The organism is Streptomyces sp. NPDC018964 (assembly GCF_044390325.1).
GTDB lineage: Bacteria > Actinomycetota > Actinomycetes > Streptomycetales > Streptomycetaceae > Streptomyces.
The window spans coordinates 19519-35028 of sequence record NZ_JBIRYZ010000020.1 but is presented as its reverse complement, the minus strand read 5'-3'; the positions used below and the strand labels follow the sequence as shown (position 1 = coordinate 35028).

Genomic DNA, 15510 nt, shown 5'->3' with positions numbered 1-15510 from the left:
GGGATCGGCAGACCCTGTATCCCGTCACCGGATCCGGTCATGGTGGAAGGGACGTCACGACGAGGGAAGCAACGACACCCCAGGAGCAAGCCCATGCCGCGCACCGACTTCGACATCACCGTCCCCGATCTGGCCGACCGGCGCGCGGTCGTCACCGGTGCGAGCGACGGCCTGGGGCTCGGCATCGCCACCCGTCTCGCGGCCGCCGGTGCGGAGGTGCTCCTGCCGGTCCGCAACCCGCGCAAGGGCGAGGCCGCGCTCGACGCGATCCGGGCGCGGGTGCCGGGCGCGGAGGTGTCCCTGCGCACGCTCGACCTGTCCTCGCTCGGCTCCGTGGCGGCGCTCGGCGAGACGCTGCTGGCGGAGGGCCGCCCGATCCACCTGCTCGTCAACAACGCCGGGGTCATGACGCCGCCCGCGCGGCAGACCACCGCGGACGGGTTCGAGCTGCAGTTCGGCACCAACCATCTCGGCCACTTCGCCCTCGTCGCCCACCTGCTGCCGCTGCTGCGGGCCGGCCGGGCGCGGGTGACCTCGCAGATCAGCATCGCGGCGAACCGACACGCCGTCAACTGGGACGACCTGAACTGGGAATGCTCCTACGACGGCATGCGCGCCTACAGCCAGTCGAAGATCGCGTTCGGCCTCTTCGGCCTGGAACTCGACCGCCGCAGCGCGGCCGGTGACTGGGGCATCACCAGCAACCTGTCCCACCCGGGCGTCGCCCCCACCAGCCTGCTCGCCGCCCGCCCCGAAGTGGGCCGCGCCCAGGACACCCTGGGCGTACGGGTCATCCGCGTCCTGTCCGCCCGCGGCATCCTCCTGGGCACGGTCCGCACCGCGCAACTCCCCGCGCTGTACGCCGCCACGTCGCCGCAGGCCGAGCGCGGAGCGTTCTACGGCCCCGGCGGCCCCGGCCGGCTGGGCGGCCCGCCCGCGCGACAGAAGCTCTACAGCCGCCTGCGGAGCACGGACGACGCCCGTCGGATCTGGGACCGCTCCGAGGAACTGACCGGTCTGCGCTGCGCGTGACGGCGACGGACGGCGCCATGGACCAACGGCATGCCCCCGCGGCCTTCAACGCCCCGCCGCGACGGGGCGGTTCGCGTGCCTCGCGGGCGCGTTCACGGGGGACGCGGGTGCGGACGACGCACGGGGGGATGACTCCAGGCCGCCTCCGCCAGGGGCGCGTTCCTTGCCGCGGTCGTCAGTGGGCGTCGCCGGACCGTCGTGCGGTCGAGAAGGTACGGGCGCTGGGGGTGAGGGCGGCGGCGGCGGGTGCCGTGAAGCAGACGAGCGCGCAGCCCGCGAGGACCGCCGTGGCGCCGAAGGCGTCGATGGCGGGGGCGATGACGGCGAGTCCGACCGGGGCGAGGCCGTAGGAGAGCAGGAAGTCCAGTGAGGAGACGCGGGCCAGTTTGTCCGGGGCGACCTCGCGCTGGGCGGCGGTGAACCACGGCACGTTGAACAGTTCGATGCCGATGCCCGCGACGGCGTAGGCGGCCATCACGACGACCGGGTGCACGGGAAACACCAGGCTGAGCGGGGCGAAGCCGTAGGAGGCCAGGCCGGCGAGGGCGGCCAGGCCGGGGGAGCGCGGGCGCCAGCGGGCGATGAGCAGTGCCCCTCCCAGCGCTCCGGCGGTGTAGGCGGTCATCGCACCCGCGAGAACGACCTCGGTCCCGTACTCGTCCCTGCTGACCATGGGCAGGGCGACGCCGGTCGCGGAGTAGCCGGTGGCTATGACGGCCGTCAGCGCGCCCAGACCGGCGAGGAACCAGGGGTGCCTGCGCGCCTCGCGGACGCCCTCCGTGAACTCGGCCAGGAAGGACGTCCTGCCCTCACCGGCCGAAGGCTTCGACGTGTCCTCCGCGATGTCCTGCCGTGCGCCGCGTCCGGGAACGCAGGCCGCGACGAGCCAGAGCAGTCCGATGCCCACCAGCAGTGCCCGGATGTCCAGGAAGACGGCGAGCAGCGCGGCCAGGGAGGGGCCCACGAGCGTGGTGACCCGTACCGCCAGTGTCATGGCGGCGTTGGCCTGCTGCCGGCGAGCCGCGTCGACGACCTCGGCGGTCAGGGCCTGATAGGCGGGTCGGCAGGCGCCCTGGCCGGCCCCCGCCAGCACGGCGGCCGCCGTCATCAGCGGCACCGAGCGGTCCAGGCCGACGGCGATCACCGGCGCCGCCGCTCCGGCGGCGAGCCCCGCCCACAGCACGACGCCCCGGCGGGAGTGCCGGTCGGCGAGCACCCCGGCCACGGGCACCGCGGCGAGGAACCCGACGGTGCGCGCCGCGAGTAGCAGACCGAGGTCGGTGGCGGCCAGGGTCCGGTCGAGGACGGCGAGGCCGAGGACGAAGGGCAGGGCCCAGGTGGCCAGGCCCGATGCGGTGGCGCCCGTCCAGAGACGGAGGAAGGGCAGGTCGAGCAGGATCGGGCGCTGCTCCACGGGAGGGGGCTCGGCGGTGACGGGAGGGGCGGAGGGGGTGGGCACGAGGGAGTACTCCTGTCCTGTCAGCGGCAACGGATCGGATGCGAACCGGCTACAACTTCCCTGCCCGGCAGGGAGGTTGTGCGAGGGGACCGGCCGTGGCACACGGCGGGCGGCGCGGCCACCACACTATCGCAGTGATAATCGTTTCCATTAGAGTGCTGTCGGCCGTCCTCTCACGAGGGTGCCGCGACCCCGTGTCGCCGGTCGGTCCGGGCTGTCTGTCGGGTCGGGGGCGTGCTAGGTTCCCGAATATGAACATGATTTTCATTAGTGAGGGAAAGTGACGGTACCGCACAAGCCCCCGCTCCCGGCCTCCGTGTCCTCGGCCGACGCGGACGCGGTCGCGGGCGAGGCGGTGGCGCCCCGGCCCGCGGGGGCCGCGCGGACTCGACTCGCGTCCCGCAACGGACTGCTGCTCGGCTGCGCGGTGTTGGCCGCCGTCCTGCTCGTGTCCGTCGTCGTCGCCATCGGGCTCGGGCCCGCGGTCGTCCCCCCGGGGGAGACCGCCCGCCATCTGTGGGCGGCTCTCAGTGGAGGGCGCATCGGCTCCGACGAGGTGACGACGTATCAGATCATCTGGCAGATCCGCACGCCGCGCGTGCTGCTCGCGGCACTGGTGGGGGCCGGACTGAGCGCGGTCGGCGTGGCGATCCAGGCCATGGTGCGCAACGCGCTGGCCGACCCCTTCGTCCTCGGGGTCTCCTCGGGCGCCTCCGTGGGGGCCGTCGGGGTCACGGTCACCGGAGGGCTCGCGGCACTCGGTGTCTACGCTGTCTCCGTCGGTGCCTTCACGGGCGCGCTTGTCGCCTCGCTTCTGGTGTACGCCGCCTCCTCCAGCCGGGGTGCGCTGTCCCCGCTGCGCCTCGTGCTGACGGGCGTGGCCATGTCGCTGGGCTTCCAGGCTGTCATGAGCCTGATCATCTACTTCGCCCCGGACAGCGAGGCGACGAGCATGGTCCTGTACTGGACCATGGGCAGTTTCGGTGCCGCGTCCTGGGGCGCGCTGCCCGTCGTCTCCGCCGTCGTGCTGGCCGGCCTCGCGGTCCTGTACCGGTACGGGCGGGCACTGGACGTCCTCTCCCTCGGCGACGAGACCGCAGCGAGCCTCGGCTTCGATCCCGACCGGTACCGCAAGGTGCTGCTGGTGCTCGTCTCGCTCGTCACGGGCGTCATGGTCGCCGTCAGCGGCGCCATCGCCTTCGTCGGGCTCGTCATGCCGCACGTGGTGCGGATGGTCGTCGGGGCCACACACGCCCGCGTGCTCGCCGTGGCCCCCCTGGTCGGAGCGATCTTCATGGTGTGGGTCGACCTGGCGGCACGAACCCTGGTCGCCCCGCGCGAGCTGCCGCTCGGGGTCATCACCGCGCTCGTGGGGGTGCCCGTCTTCATCGCCCTGATGCGCCGCAGGGGCTACACCTTCGGAGGGCGCTGACGTGAACCTGGAACTCGACGGGATCTCCGTGGTGACGGACGGCAGGAGTCTCGTGCGTGAACTCTCCCTGGAAGTGCCGGACGGTCAGGTCGTGGGGCTCGTGGGCCCCAACGGAAGCGGCAAGTCCACCGCGTTGCGGTGCGTCTACCGGGCGCTGCGGCCCAGCTCCGGAACCGTCCGGGTGGGCGAGCAGGACCTGACCCGCCTCCCGATGCGCCACAGCGCACGGACCATCGCGGCCATGACCCAGGACGGTGGCGTCGACTTCGACTTCACGGTCGAGGAGGTCGTCGCGCTCGGACGCGCGCCCCATCTGCGCGGCAACCAGGCGCTCAGTGGCCGGGAACGCGAGCTGTGCGAGCGGGCGATGGAGCAGCTCGACATCGGACACCTCGCGCACCGGGGCGTCCTGACGCTGTCGGGCGGCGAGCGCCAGCGTGTCCTGCTGGCCCGCGCGCTCGTGCAGGAACCGGAGATCCTCGTCCTGGACGAGCCGACCAATCACCTGGACGTCCGTCACCAGGTCGCCCTGCTCTCGCTGCTGCGCGGGTCGGGGCTCACCGTCCTCGTCGTCCTGCACGACCTCAACCTCGCCGCCGCGGCCTGCGACCGGCTCGGCGTGCTCTCCCAAGGCCGCCTGGTCGCCTCGGGCGTGCCCGCGGACGTGCTGACGACGGACCTCGTCGCCGACGTCTTCGGCGTCAGGGCCAGCATCGTCCCCCACCCGCTGACGGGTGACCCCCAGCTCCTCTATTCGCTCGACTCCACCCGTTGAAAGGCCACTCACGCATGCGTACCACCCGAACCCGCGCCGGACTCCGCCGGCCTGCCGCCCTCGGCTCCGCCCTGGCGGCGGTCCTGATGCTCAGCGGATGCGGTGCCGATCTCGAACCGGGCGCCGAGGAGTCCGGCAAGGTCACCGTCAAGCGCTGCGGCGAACCGGTGGAGTACACGGTGCCGGAGCGGGCCGTCGCCTACGAAGGCGGCAGTGCGGACAAGCTGTTCGCCCTCGGCCTGACCGAGCACGTGTACGGCTATGTGATGCCTCCCGCGAACCCGCCGGTGAGCGAGTCCCCCTGGGCGTCCGAGTACGCGAAGGTGAAGATGCTCAGCGACGACCTCCTCAACAAGGAAGTCGTGGTCGAGGCCAAGTCCGACTTCGTCGTGGCCGGCTGGAACTCCGGCTTCAAGGACGAGCGGGGCATCACGCCCGAGATCCTCGACAAGCTCGGCATCCAGAGCTTCATGCACACCGAGAGCTGCTTCAACTACCCCGGACACCCCGAGAAGATGACCCCCTTCGAGGCTCTCTACACCGACCTCGAACGGCTCGGCAGGATCTTCCGGGTCGACGAGAAGGCCACGGAAGTCGTCGACGGGTTGAAGAAGCGCGTGGAGGCGGTCAAGGACAAGGCCCCGGAGGGTGATCCGGTGCCCGTCTTCCTCTACGACTCCGGTACCGACCAGCCGTTCACCGCGGGCAACCAGGTGCCCCCCAACGACATCATCAAGACGGCAGGCGGCAAGAACGTCTTCGACGGCCTCGACGAGCGCTGGACCCAGGTCAACTGGGAATCCGTGGCCGAGAGCGAGCCCGAGGTCATCGTCATCCTCGACTACGGCGACCTGCCCGCCGCAAAGAAGATCGACTTCCTGAAGAAGTCCCCCCACACCAGGGAACTCCCGGCCGTGAAGAAGAACAACTTCTTCGTCCTCGACTACAACGAGGGCATCAGCGGCCCCCGCAACATCGACGGCCTGGAGAAGTTCGCCACCTACCTGCGCGAACTCAAGGGCTGAGCCTCCGCACGCCACGGCCTGTCCGGCAGGCACGCAAGCCCGCCGGGCAGGCCGTCCTTCGGCGTGGCCGCGCCATCCCGTCGTGCGACAAGGAAAGGACCCCACGGACATGGACCATGAATCGACCGGCCAGGCTCTTCTCGAGCAGTTGCCCCCACCCCTGCCCGCCGACCGGATCATCGCCCTCAACCAGCCCAAGGCGGACCCGCACACCACTCGTTCCTACGAGTGGAACGGCTGGACGTTCGACGTTCCGCCCGGCGTCTTCCTGCCCGGCTGGACCAGCCGCCTGATCCACGAGCGGGTCCTCGACGGCCGGATCGAGACCCGCGGTCTCCGGTACGCCGCCATGGGCGTCGGCCTGGGCGTCGAGGCCGTCGCGGCGGGCATCCGGGGCGCCCGGGAGATCCACGCGCTCGACGTCCACCCGCAGAGCGTGGCCGCCGCCACCGGCCACTACCGGCGCCTGGTCGGCGAACGCCCGGACACCGCGTTCCTCCCCGCGGTGAGCGACGTCTTCGACGCTCTCCCCGACGACGTCCAGCTGGACGTCGTCACCTTCAACCCGCCCGCCGTCAGCCAGACCGTCAGCGACGACCCCGACGTCGTACGCAACGTGTGCGTGGGCGCGCCCCTGTTGGCGAAGTTCTTCACCCAGATCGCGGAAAGGGACCTGCTGGCCCCCGGCGGCGAGATCCACGTCATCGCCTCCAACACCGCGGACCTGCGGGCCCTGGTCCAGCACGCCCTGGACCACGGACTCAGCCCTCGCGTCGACCATCTCCACGACTGGCAGGACGGCGTGCTGACCTTCCTCTTCCGCATCACCCACGAGAAGCCCCGCACCGGAGGACGGCGATGAAGAACACCGAGGAACTCCTGGCCGCCGTCCTGGCGGGCGAGCACGGCCCCCGCCCCGCCGACCTCGTCGCCACCAGCGTGTTCTGGGTGCACCACGGCACCCGGCTGGCCGGCGGGAACACCACCTACCTCAACCAGTACGTCCTCGTCCGCCTGGGCGACTCCTTCGGCGGCTGCGCCTTCGAGGCGGGCGAGGTCGACCCGTCCCTGTGCCGCGACGCCTCCGGCGCTCCCGTCGACACGCTGCTGCGCGCGGCGCCGAGACCGCTGCGGATCGCCGCGCTCGACGCCTACCTCAGCTCGGTCCGCCCGCACCGGGAGGCGAGGGAGGCGGAGCCGGTCACCCTGCCCGCCGGAACGCCCGAGACCCGGGCGCTGGCCCGGGACGCGGCCATCGCCGGGCTCCTGGACATCGACGCCGGGGCCAAGGTCGCTCTCATCGGAGTGGTCAACCCGCTCGTCGCGGCCATCCGCGAGCGCGGCGGTGATCCCCTGCCCTGCGACTTCAACCTGCGCACCACCCAGTGGGGCGACCCGGTCACCGACGACATGCACGAGGTCCTCGACGCCGCCGACGCGGTCGTGGCCACCGGAATGACCCTCAGCAACGGCAGCTTCGACACCGTCCTGTCGCGCTGCCGGGAACGCGGTGTGCCCCTGGTGGTCTACGCCCAGACCGGCAGCGCCGTGGCGCGCGCCTTCCTCGGCGCGGGGGTGACCGCGCTGTCCGCGGAGCCCTTCCCCTTCTCCCAGTTCAGCGCCGAACCCACCACCCTGTACCGCTACCGGGCGGTGGCCGGCGCATGACGGCGGCCACCCGCCCGCCGGAGGCCGCCGACCGTGGCACGGAGGGCACGGGGCGCGCCGCCTGCCACCACGGCGAGATCCTGCAGGGCGTCTTCCTCGACGAGCGGCGTCGCCCCGTCCACGCACTGGTCACCATGCCGATGAACGGACCGGGCAGCACCGCGCGGTTCACGCACCGGCCCGGCAGCCCGCCGGACGACGTGCGGGTGACGCCCGCCGGGCGGACCAAGGCGCGGGCGGCGGCCGTCCTCGCGGTACGGGAGTGCGCCGCGCGCCACGACGCGGAGCCCTGCGGCGGGGAGTTGACCCTCACCGGGGACCTCCCCGTCGGCCTCGGCATGGGCTCCTCCACCAGCGACGTCATCGCCACGGTGCGGGCGGTCGCCGACTCCTGGGGTGTGCTGCTGCCGTCGGAGACGATCGCCCGCATCGCGGTGCGCGCCGAGGGCGCCAGCGACCCCCTGATGCACGGTTCGCGCCCCCTGCTCTTCGCGCAGCGCGAGGGCCGTGTCCTCGAGGTCCTCGGCTCCGCACTGCCGCCCGCCGTGGTGGTCGGGTGCACGCTCGCATCGGGCGCACCGGTCGACACCCTCTCCCTCCCCGCCCTCCACCACGACGGCGACCTCGCCGCCTACGGGCACCTGCGCCGCATGCTCCGCCGCGCGGTGACCGACGCCGACACCACCCTCCTCGGCCGGGTCGGCACCGCCAGTGCCCGCCTGCGGCAACGCGTCCTGCGCCACGAGGAGTTCCCCGTCCTCACCGGCATCGCCGACAGCACGGGCGCCGTCGGCGTGCAGATCGCCCACAGCGGCAACGTCGCCGGCATCCTCTACGACCCCCGCTCTCCCGGGCTGCACCACAGGCTGCGCCGCTGCACCCGTGCCCTGGACCGCGAGGGCATCACACCGACCCGGACCTTCACCACCTTCGCGTCCGCCACCAGCGAGGAGTTCCCGTGGACGAACACATCTCGGAAGCCATCGGCCGCCCGGACCTGATACGCCTCGACGAGGGCCTGCTCTGCCTCCGCTTCGAGACCATGAAGGTCGTCTCCGCGCTGGCCGCCGTACGCCACCTGCTCGACACCGGAGCCGTACGACGCGGCGACACCCTCATCGACAGCTCCAGTGGCATCTACGCCTACGCACTCGCCCTGGCCTGCCACCGCTACGGCATGCGCTGCCACATCGTCGGCTCCACCACCGTCGACCACACCCTGCGCACCCAACTCGACATCCTCGGCGCCCACCTGGAGCAGATGCCGCCCAGCAGCAGCCTCAAGCTCGACCAGAACCGCCGCGTCGCCCGCGTCCGCGAGATCCTGCGGGACAATCCGGACTACCACTGGATGCGCCAGTACCACGACGACATCCACTACCTCGGCTACGAAGCCGTCGCCGAGCGGATCCAGGCCCGGGCCGGCGGCGACCCCCTCACGTTCGTCGGCGGAGTGGGCTCCGGCGCCTCCACCGGCGCCCTCACCCACTACCTGAGGAAACGCTCCGTCGACGTACGGCTCGTGGGCGTCCAGCCGTACGGGAGCGTCACCTTCGGCAGCGAGCACGTCGCCGACCCGGAGATCATCATCGCCGGGATCGGCAGCTCCATCCCCTTCGGCAACGTCCGCCACGACCTCTACGACATCCTGCACTGGCTCGCCTTCGACGCCGCCCTCGCCGGCAGCGTCGACCTGCTGCGCCGGCACGCCGTCTTCGCGGGCCTGTCCACCGGAGCCGCCTACCTCGCCGCCCGGTGGGAGCGCCGCGAAGACCCCCGCCGTACGGCCCTGTTCATCGCCGCCGACACCGGACACCGCTACGTCGACACCGTGTTCGCCCGGCACCGGGAGGCCGCCCGGATCGAGGACCTGGCCCCTCGGTCGGTGAGCGGCACGGACGAACTGTCCCTCCCGTGGTCACGCATGAGCTGGGACGGCTCACCCGCGCCCGAGGGAGCACTCCTCAGGTAGGCCGCCGCGGGGACGGGGCCGGGTGACGGCAGGAGAGCATCGGAGTCTCCGTGTTCCTCGCAGGGGTCCGACGGCTCGGCGACCGCACGGACCGTCGTGGCGTCCGGCACCGGGGTCCGGGCCGCGGCCGAGCCCAGCTCGCCCCGGGTGTGCCAGGTCCCCGTCACCGTCACCCACGTGCCGGCCTCCGGCGCCCCCGCGCCGCCTCCGCCCTGACCGCCGTCGCGTCGGCCGCGCAGCACGCCACCCGCAGCCGGGTGACGTACCGGGTGCCGCCGTCGCCCGTGGTGACGAACCCGGTCAGGCGGACCGTGCGGCCCTTCAGCGAGTACCCGCCGGCGTGGGCGGCGCGGCAGCGGACGGGTGAGGACCCGTTCGGGCACGAGCGCGCCGACGGCCGCGGAGACCGACGCGCCGGGCAGGAGGAGCGGCACCCCCTGGACGACCACCCCTGGACGACCACGGCGGTGAACACGGTCCACCGGGCCGCGACGGGCGGTGTGCGGAGGCCGAGCCCGAGCATCGGCCCGAGCACCCCGGTGACCGTGACGATCGTGAGGAGCGCGGATCCGCCGAGCAGGACCTGCACACAGGTCCGCACGGTCAGGCGCACGGCGTCGGCGAGCCCGCCTCTCCTCCCGCGTACTTCTGATCGCTCACGTCACTGGCTTCACCGTTCTGCGTCCACCGTGCCAGGTCGGCTCGTGGCCGTCAGCGCGGTTCTCACATGGTGTCGGACTTGCCCGGATCGATGAGGCAGCCCGTGCGATCCGTGGGCGGAGCCGGTGAGTTCCTGTATGTCCCACAGTACGGACGGTGGTGGGGCGAGCGCGCCGGCGTCACCGGCCCGGCTGCTTCACGCCGGCTGCCAGATCCGGGACAGCGCCTCCGGAGTGAGTACCCGCTCGGGCGGACCCTGCCCGACCAGCCGGCCGTCGCTGAGGAGCAGGCAGGCGTCGGCCGAACGGGCGGCCTCCAGGTCGTGCGTGGCCTGGACGACGGTCGTGCCGTCGGCGACCAGTTCCGTCAACAGCGCCGTGATCCGTTCCCGGGCCTCGGGGTCGAGCCCGGTGGTCGGCTCGTCCAGGAGCAGCAGGTCGGACTGCTGGGCGAGGCCCTGGGCGATCAGGACGCGCTGGCGCTGGCCGCCCGACAACTCGCCGAGCTGGCGGCCGGCGAGGTCGGCCACGCCCAGTCGCTCCATGGCGGAGTCGACCACGGCCCGGTCCTGCCGGGTCGGCCGCCGCCACAGCCCCCGCTCTCCCCAGCGGCCCATCTCGACGGTCTGCCGCGCGGTGAGGGGGAGTGCGTCGCCGACGGCGCCACGCTGTGGGACGAAGGCCGGCGGGCGGCCTTCCGCGTACTGGAGCTGTCCGGACGTGGCGTCGATCACGCCGGCGAGGACGCCGAGCAGCGTGGACTTCCCGCTGCCGTTCGGTCCGACGAGCGCCGTCATGGCCAAGGCCGTTATTCGAGCGGTGAGTTGACGGAGTACCGGACGTCCGGGGTAGCCCGCGTCCAGGTCGCTGAAACGGACGCGCTCGCTCCTCGGTCCGTCGCAGGGCGGCACCGGCGGGTGTTTTTTGAACATGGTTGTCATTGTAGGGTCCTCGTATGGAGTGGTTGACGGCCCCTTTCGAAGTGGCTTTTGTGCAACGGGCCCTGTGGGCCGGGATCCTGGTATCGGCGATATGCGCCCTCGCGGGGACGTGGGTGGTGCTGAGGGGGATGGCCTTCCTCGGTGACGCCATGTCCCACGGACTGCTGCCCGGTGTCGCGGTCGCCGCCCTGCTCGGGGGCAACCCGCTGGTGGGGGCGGTGGTGAGCGCGGCCGTGATGACCGCGGGCGTCACCGCGCTCGGCCGCACGCCGAGGCTGTCCCAGGACACCGGCATCGGTCTGCTGTTCGTCGGCATGCTGTCGCTGGGCGTCATCATCGTGTCGCGCTCGCAGTCCTTCGCGGTGGACCTCACCGGCTTCCTCTTCGGGGACGTCCTCGCCGTGCGGGAGAGCGACCTGGTCCTCCTCGGCGTGGCGCTGCTGTCGGCGCTGGCCGTCGCGGTGCTCGGCCACCGGGCCTTCCTGGCCCTGGCGTTCGACGAGCGCAAGGCCCACACGCTCGGCCTGCGCCCCCGCCTCGCCCACGCCGTGCTGCTCGGCCTGCTGGCCCTGGCCATCGTCGCCTCCTTCCACATCGTGGGCACGCTGCTCGTCCTCGGCCTGCTCATCGCCCCGCCCGCGGCGGCCCTGCCCTGGGCGCGCAGCGTGAGCGGCGTCATGGTCCTGGCCGCGGTCCTCGGCGCATCCGCCACCTTCGGCGGCCTGCTGCTCTCCTGGCACCTGAGCACCGCGGCCGGAGCGACCGTCTCGGCCCTCGCGGTCAGCCTCTTCTTCCTGTCCCACCTGGCGTCCGGACTCCGGCACCGGCGCCGTGCGCACCGGGTCGGTCTCCCCGCCCGCGCCGCCGCTTCCATCGCGAACGCCCCCACGACCCGACCGAACGAAACCTGAGGCGATCTCCTTGTTCGTCCGAAGAAACGTCACATCGACGGCCCCGGCACTGGCGGCCGTGCTCCTCCTGACCGCAGGCTGCGCGGGTCAGGACAATGCCGAGTCCGGCCCGAAGAGCCCTTCTTCCTCCGCCACCCCCCACGGCTACGTCGAAGGGGCCACCGAAGCCGCCGAGCAGCAGTCCCGGCTCCTGCTCGGCGACCCCGGCACCGGCGACATCCGCGTGCTGGACCTGATCACCGGCAAGATCCACGACCCGGGGCGCAGATCCGGCGTCACCGGACTCACCACCGACGGCCGCTTCGGTTACCTCCACGGCGCGGATGGCACCCACGTCCTCGACAGCGGCGCCTGGACGGTCGACCACGGAGACCACGTGCACTACTACCGCGCGAAGATCCAGGAGGTGGGCGAACTCCCGGCCGGCACCGGCACGAGCATCCGCAGCGACGCGGGCGTCACCGTCGTCACGGCAGCGGACGGCAAAGCGGGCGTCCACCTCCGCGCCGATCTGGAGAAGGGTGCCCTCGGCACCCCCGGCCGACTCCCCGGCACCTACGCCGGGCCCGTCGTGCCGTACGCGGAACACCTGGTCGCCCTCGCGCGCGACGGCGACGCTCCCGCGAAAGCCGCCGTGCTCGACCGGTCCGGAAAGCGCGTCGCCACCCTGGAGCCCGCGTGCGAGGACCCGAAGGGCGACGCGGTCACCCGGCGAGGGCTCGTCCTCGGCTGCGCCGACGGCGCCCTGCTCGTCCACGAGGACGACGGCACCTTCACCGCCGAGAAGATCCCGTACGACGAGGACGTGCCGAAGCCGGAGCGGGCCGGGGAGTTCCGGCACCGTCCGGGCAGCACCACGCTCACCGCACCCGCGGGGAAGGACGCCGTCTGGGTCCTGGACGTCACCGAGCGCGCCTGGAAGCGGGTGGAGACCGGCCCCGTGGTCGCCGCCAACACCGCCGGTGAAGGCTCCCCGCTCGTCGTACTGGAAAACGACGGAGCCCTGCACGGCTACGACATCCCCACCGGCGAGGAGACCACGGTCACCGAACGCCTGCTCAAGGACGCCTCCGGCGAAGCCGCGGCACCGGTGATCGAGGTCGACCGGAGCCGCGCCTACCTCAACGACCCCGAGGGCAAGCGCGTGTACGAGATCGACTACAACGACGACCTCCGGGTGGCCCGCACCTTCGACCTGGACGTACGGCCGTCCCTGATGGTGGAGACGGGCCGATGAGCGTGCGCGTGGGCGCGGCTCGGATCCGTGCACTGCTGGTGACCCTGGTCGGCTTCTTCGTCCTCGCCGCCACGGCGACCGGCTGCGCGGGCGGCGGCGAGCGGCCCCGGGTCGTGGTGACGACCAACATCCTCGGTGACATCACCCGGGAGATCGTCGGCGACGAGGCGGACGTCAGTGTCCTCATGAAGCCGAACGCCGATCCGCACTCCTTCGGCCTGTCGGCCGTGCAGGCCGCGGAGCTGGAGAACGCGGACCTGGTCGTCTACAACGGGCTCGGGCTGGAGGAGAACGTGCTCCGCCACGTGGAGGCGGCCCGTGAGTCCGGCGTGGCCACCTTCGCAGCCGGCGAGGCGGCCGACCCCCTGACCTTCCACGCCGGTGAGGAGGGCGGTCCCGACGACGAGGCCGGCGAGCCGGACCCGCACTTCTGGACCGACCCCGACCGCGTCCGCAAGGCGGCCGGTCTGATCGCCGACCAGGTCGTCGAGCACGTCGACGGCGTGAACGAGAAGGCCGTCCGCGACAACGCCGCACACTACGACGGACAACTCGCCGACCTCACCACGTGGATGGAGAAGTCCTTCGCGGCCGTCCCCGAGGACCGCCGCGCCCTGGTGACCAACCACCACGTCTTCGGCTACCTCGCCGACCGCTTCGGCTTCCGCGTGATCGGCGCCGTCATCCCCAGCGGCACGACACTCGCCTCACCCAGCTCCTCCGACCTGCGCTCCCTCACCGAGGCGATGGAGGAGGCCGGGGTGCGCGCCGTCTTCGCCGACTCCTCGCAGCCCACCCGGCTCGCCGAGGTCCTGCGCCAGGAGATGGGCGGTGACGTGGACGTCGTCTCGCTGTACTCCGAGTCGCTGACCGAGAAGGGCGAGGGCGCCGGCACCTACCTGGAGATGATGCGCGCCAACACCTCGGCCATGGCCGAGGGCCTCACCGGCGACTGACCAGCTTCCCCCGCGGGCCGGCGTACGGATCGCCGGTCGCTCCACCACACAACCCCGTGCCCTGTGAGGGGCCGGAGAGGACAGACACACGATGAACAGGTCGACACGCGCCAGAATGCTCACGGGCACGGCCCTGGCCCTGACGGCGGCCATGGCGCTGACCGCCTGTGGCGGCAGCGACGATGCCTCGTCCGACGCCGAGCCGAAGAAGCAGACGAAGGGCAGTGAGGCCACCGCGGTCAAGAATCCGCTGGTCGCCACCTACGACGGGGGCCTCTACGTCCTCGACGGCGAGACCCTGAAGCTGGCGAAGACCGTCGAGCTGCCCGGTTTCAACCGGGTCAACCCGGCGGGCGACGAGGACCACGTCATCGTCTCCACCGACAGCGGCTTCCGCGTGTTCGACGCCTCCCGGCAGACGTTCACGGACGCCGAGTTCAAGGGTGCGAAGCCGGGTCACGTCGTGCGGCACGGCGGCAGGACGGCCTTGTTCACCGACGGCACGGGCGAGGTGAACGTCTTCGATCCCGCGGACCTGGCCGGCGGAAAGCAGCCGGAAGGCCGCAGTTACACCTCTGCCGAGCCCCACCACGGCGTCGCCATCGAACTGACCGGAGGTGAACTCGTCACCACGCTGGGCACCGAGGAGAAGCGCACCGGCGCCCTCGTCCTGGACGAGAACGACAAGGAGATCGCCCGCGCCGAGAACTGCCCGGGCGTGCACGGTGAGGCCGCCGCCCAGGGCGAGGTGGTCGGTCTCGGCTGTGAGGACGGCGTCCTGCTCTACAAGGACGGCAAGTTCACCAAGGTCGACGCCCCCGACGACTACGCCCGCACCGGCAACCAGGCCGGCAGCGACGTCTCCCCGATCCTCCTGGGCGACTACAAGACCGACCCCGACGCGGAGCTGGAACGGCCGACCCGCATATCGCTGATCGACACCCGCACGGCGAAGATGAAGCTGGTCGACCTCGGCACCAGCTACTCCTTCCGCTCCCTAGCCCGCGGCCCGCACGGCGAAGCCCTCGTGCTCGGCACCAACGGCGTCCTGCACGTCATCGACCCGGAGACCGGCAAGGTGGAGAAGAAGATCGAAGCGGTCGGTGACTGGACCGAGCCCCTGGACTGGCAGCAGCCCAGGCCCACCCTGTTCGTCCGTGACCACACGGCGTACGTTTCCGAACCGGGCAAGCGCCAACTGCACGCCTTCGACCTGGACTCGGGCGAGAAACTGACGTCCGTGACCCTGCCGAAGGGCACCAACGAACTGTCCGGGACGGTGGACGGTCACTGACCGGTCCCGCTTCCAGCACGCGGCGCCCGCCGGCTTCCTGCCCGGGGTCACCAAGTCCTCCTGGTGACGTCGCCACCCGCAGGGCGGGCGGCGATGCGGGCCGTGACTCGGAGGAGTCACGGCCCGCATCGGCATCACGTAAGACGCGG

The 15510-nt window shown here is 72.1% G+C and carries 15 protein-coding genes; 12 read left to right on the top strand and 3 right to left on the bottom strand.

From position 1 onward, the window contains the following. Nucleotides 1-93 precede the first annotated feature (93 nt). A complete protein-coding gene (locus tag ACH5AO_RS27255; RefSeq protein WP_398929091.1) occupies nt 94-1032 on the top strand; it encodes an SDR family oxidoreductase in 939 nt (312 codons plus the stop codon). Nucleotides 1033-1207: 175 nt separating this feature from the next. Here ACH5AO_RS27255 and ACH5AO_RS27250 read toward each other — a convergent pair whose 3' ends face one another. Then, complete coding sequence (locus ACH5AO_RS27250) at nt 1208-2491, bottom strand: MFS transporter (protein ID WP_398929089.1); 1284 nt, start codon at nt 2489-2491, stop codon at nt 1208-1210. A gap of 412 nt (nt 2492-2903) precedes the next feature. Between ACH5AO_RS27250 and ACH5AO_RS27245 the strand changes: the two genes are divergently transcribed. From ACH5AO_RS27245 to ACH5AO_RS27215, 7 genes are all read left to right on the top strand, one after another. After that, the gene (locus ACH5AO_RS27245; RefSeq protein WP_398929272.1) at nt 2904-3923 is read left to right on the top strand and encodes a FecCD family ABC transporter permease; all 1020 of its coding nucleotides are present in this window, start codon (nt 2904-2906) and stop codon (nt 3921-3923) included. 1 nt (nt 3924) lies between these two features. Beyond that, nucleotides 3925-4698: an ABC transporter ATP-binding protein gene (locus ACH5AO_RS27240; RefSeq protein ID WP_398929087.1), complete on the top strand. Its 774-nt coding sequence runs from the start codon at nt 3925-3927 to the stop codon at nt 4696-4698. Nucleotides 4699-4712: 14 nt separating this feature from the next. Then, nucleotides 4713-5723, top strand: coding sequence for an ABC transporter substrate-binding protein (locus tag ACH5AO_RS27235; RefSeq protein WP_398929085.1), 1011 nt, complete (start codon nt 4713-4715; stop codon nt 5721-5723). A gap of 109 nt (nt 5724-5832) precedes the next feature. Continuing rightward, nucleotides 5833-6585 (top strand): methyltransferase, encoded by a 753-nt coding sequence (locus ACH5AO_RS27230; RefSeq protein WP_398929083.1) that lies wholly within the window; start codon nt 5833-5835, stop codon nt 6583-6585. Then, nucleotides 6582-7391, top strand: a complete 810-nt coding sequence (locus ACH5AO_RS27225; protein ID WP_398929082.1) for a Rossmann-like domain-containing protein — start codon at nt 6582-6584, stop codon at nt 7389-7391. The genes ACH5AO_RS27230 and ACH5AO_RS27225 overlap by 4 nt, the downstream gene beginning before the upstream one ends. Then, the gene (locus ACH5AO_RS27220; protein ID WP_398929080.1) at nt 7388-8392 is read left to right on the top strand and encodes a GHMP kinase; all 1005 of its coding nucleotides are present in this window, start codon (nt 7388-7390) and stop codon (nt 8390-8392) included. The genes ACH5AO_RS27225 and ACH5AO_RS27220 overlap by 4 nt, the downstream gene beginning before the upstream one ends. After that, nucleotides 8350-9363, top strand: coding sequence for a pyridoxal-phosphate dependent enzyme (locus ACH5AO_RS27215; protein WP_398929078.1), 1014 nt, complete (start codon nt 8350-8352; stop codon nt 9361-9363). Before ACH5AO_RS27220 ends, ACH5AO_RS27215 begins: the two co-directional genes overlap by 43 nt. Nucleotides 9364-9532: 169 nt before the next feature. Here the strand turns inward: ACH5AO_RS27215 and ACH5AO_RS27210 are convergent, their stop codons facing one another. Further along, on the bottom strand, nt 9533-9976 hold the full coding sequence (locus tag ACH5AO_RS27210) for a hypothetical protein (RefSeq protein WP_398929076.1): 444 nt from the start codon (nt 9974-9976) through the stop codon (nt 9533-9535). Nucleotides 9977-10219: 243 nt separating this feature from the next. Continuing rightward, nucleotides 10220-10963 (bottom strand): zinc ABC transporter ATP-binding protein AztA, encoded by a 744-nt coding sequence (aztA, locus tag ACH5AO_RS27205; protein ID WP_398929075.1) that lies wholly within the window; start codon nt 10961-10963, stop codon nt 10220-10222. Nucleotides 10964-10977: 14 nt separating this feature from the next. Between aztA and aztB the strand changes: the two genes are divergently transcribed. The 4 genes from aztB (at nt 10978) to aztD (ending at nt 15361) form a co-directional block, all read left to right on the top strand. Further along, nucleotides 10978-11874 carry a zinc ABC transporter permease AztB gene (gene aztB / locus ACH5AO_RS27200; RefSeq protein WP_398929072.1) on the top strand — a complete coding sequence of 299 codons (897 nt, stop codon included), beginning with the start codon at nt 10978-10980 and terminating at the stop codon, nt 11872-11874. Nucleotides 11875-11884: 10 nt separating this feature from the next. After that, complete coding sequence (locus tag ACH5AO_RS27195; RefSeq protein ID WP_398929070.1) at nt 11885-13111, top strand: hypothetical protein; 1227 nt, start codon at nt 11885-11887, stop codon at nt 13109-13111. After that, complete coding sequence (gene aztC, locus ACH5AO_RS27190; protein ID WP_398929068.1) at nt 13108-14067, top strand: zinc ABC transporter substrate-binding protein AztC; 960 nt, start codon at nt 13108-13110, stop codon at nt 14065-14067. Before ACH5AO_RS27195 ends, aztC begins: the two co-directional genes overlap by 4 nt. A 91-nt stretch (nt 14068-14158) precedes the next feature. Then, the gene (aztD, locus tag ACH5AO_RS27185; protein ID WP_398929066.1) at nt 14159-15361 is read left to right on the top strand and encodes a zinc metallochaperone AztD; all 1203 of its coding nucleotides are present in this window, start codon (nt 14159-14161) and stop codon (nt 15359-15361) included. The last annotated feature ends 149 nt before the right edge of the window (nt 15362-15510 follow it).

Excerpts from the sequence above, each read along its gene's own strand:
- ACH5AO_RS27255 (WP_398929091.1), top strand. The coding sequence starts at position 94 with ATGCCGCGCACCGACTTCGACATCACCGTCCCCGATCTGGCCGACCGG.
- ACH5AO_RS27235 (WP_398929085.1), top strand. The coding sequence starts at position 4,713 with ATGCGTACCACCCGAACCCGCGCCGGACTCCGCCGGCCTGCCGCCCTC.
- ACH5AO_RS27230 (WP_398929083.1), top strand. The coding sequence starts at position 5,833 with ATGGACCATGAATCGACCGGCCAGGCTCTTCTCGAGCAGTTGCCCCCA.
- ACH5AO_RS27225 (WP_398929082.1), top strand. The coding sequence starts at position 6,582 with ATGAAGAACACCGAGGAACTCCTGGCCGCCGTCCTGGCGGGCGAGCAC.
- ACH5AO_RS27220 (WP_398929080.1), top strand. The coding sequence starts at position 7,388 with ATGACGGCGGCCACCCGCCCGCCGGAGGCCGCCGACCGTGGCACGGAG.
- aztA (WP_398929075.1), bottom strand. The coding sequence starts at position 10,963 with ATGACAACCATGTTCAAAAAACACCCGCCGGTGCCGCCCTGCGACGGA.
- aztB (WP_398929072.1), top strand. The coding sequence starts at position 10,978 with ATGGAGTGGTTGACGGCCCCTTTCGAAGTGGCTTTTGTGCAACGGGCC.
- aztC (WP_398929068.1), top strand. The coding sequence starts at position 13,108 with ATGAGCGTGCGCGTGGGCGCGGCTCGGATCCGTGCACTGCTGGTGACC.
- aztD (WP_398929066.1), top strand. The coding sequence starts at position 14,159 with ATGAACAGGTCGACACGCGCCAGAATGCTCACGGGCACGGCCCTGGCC.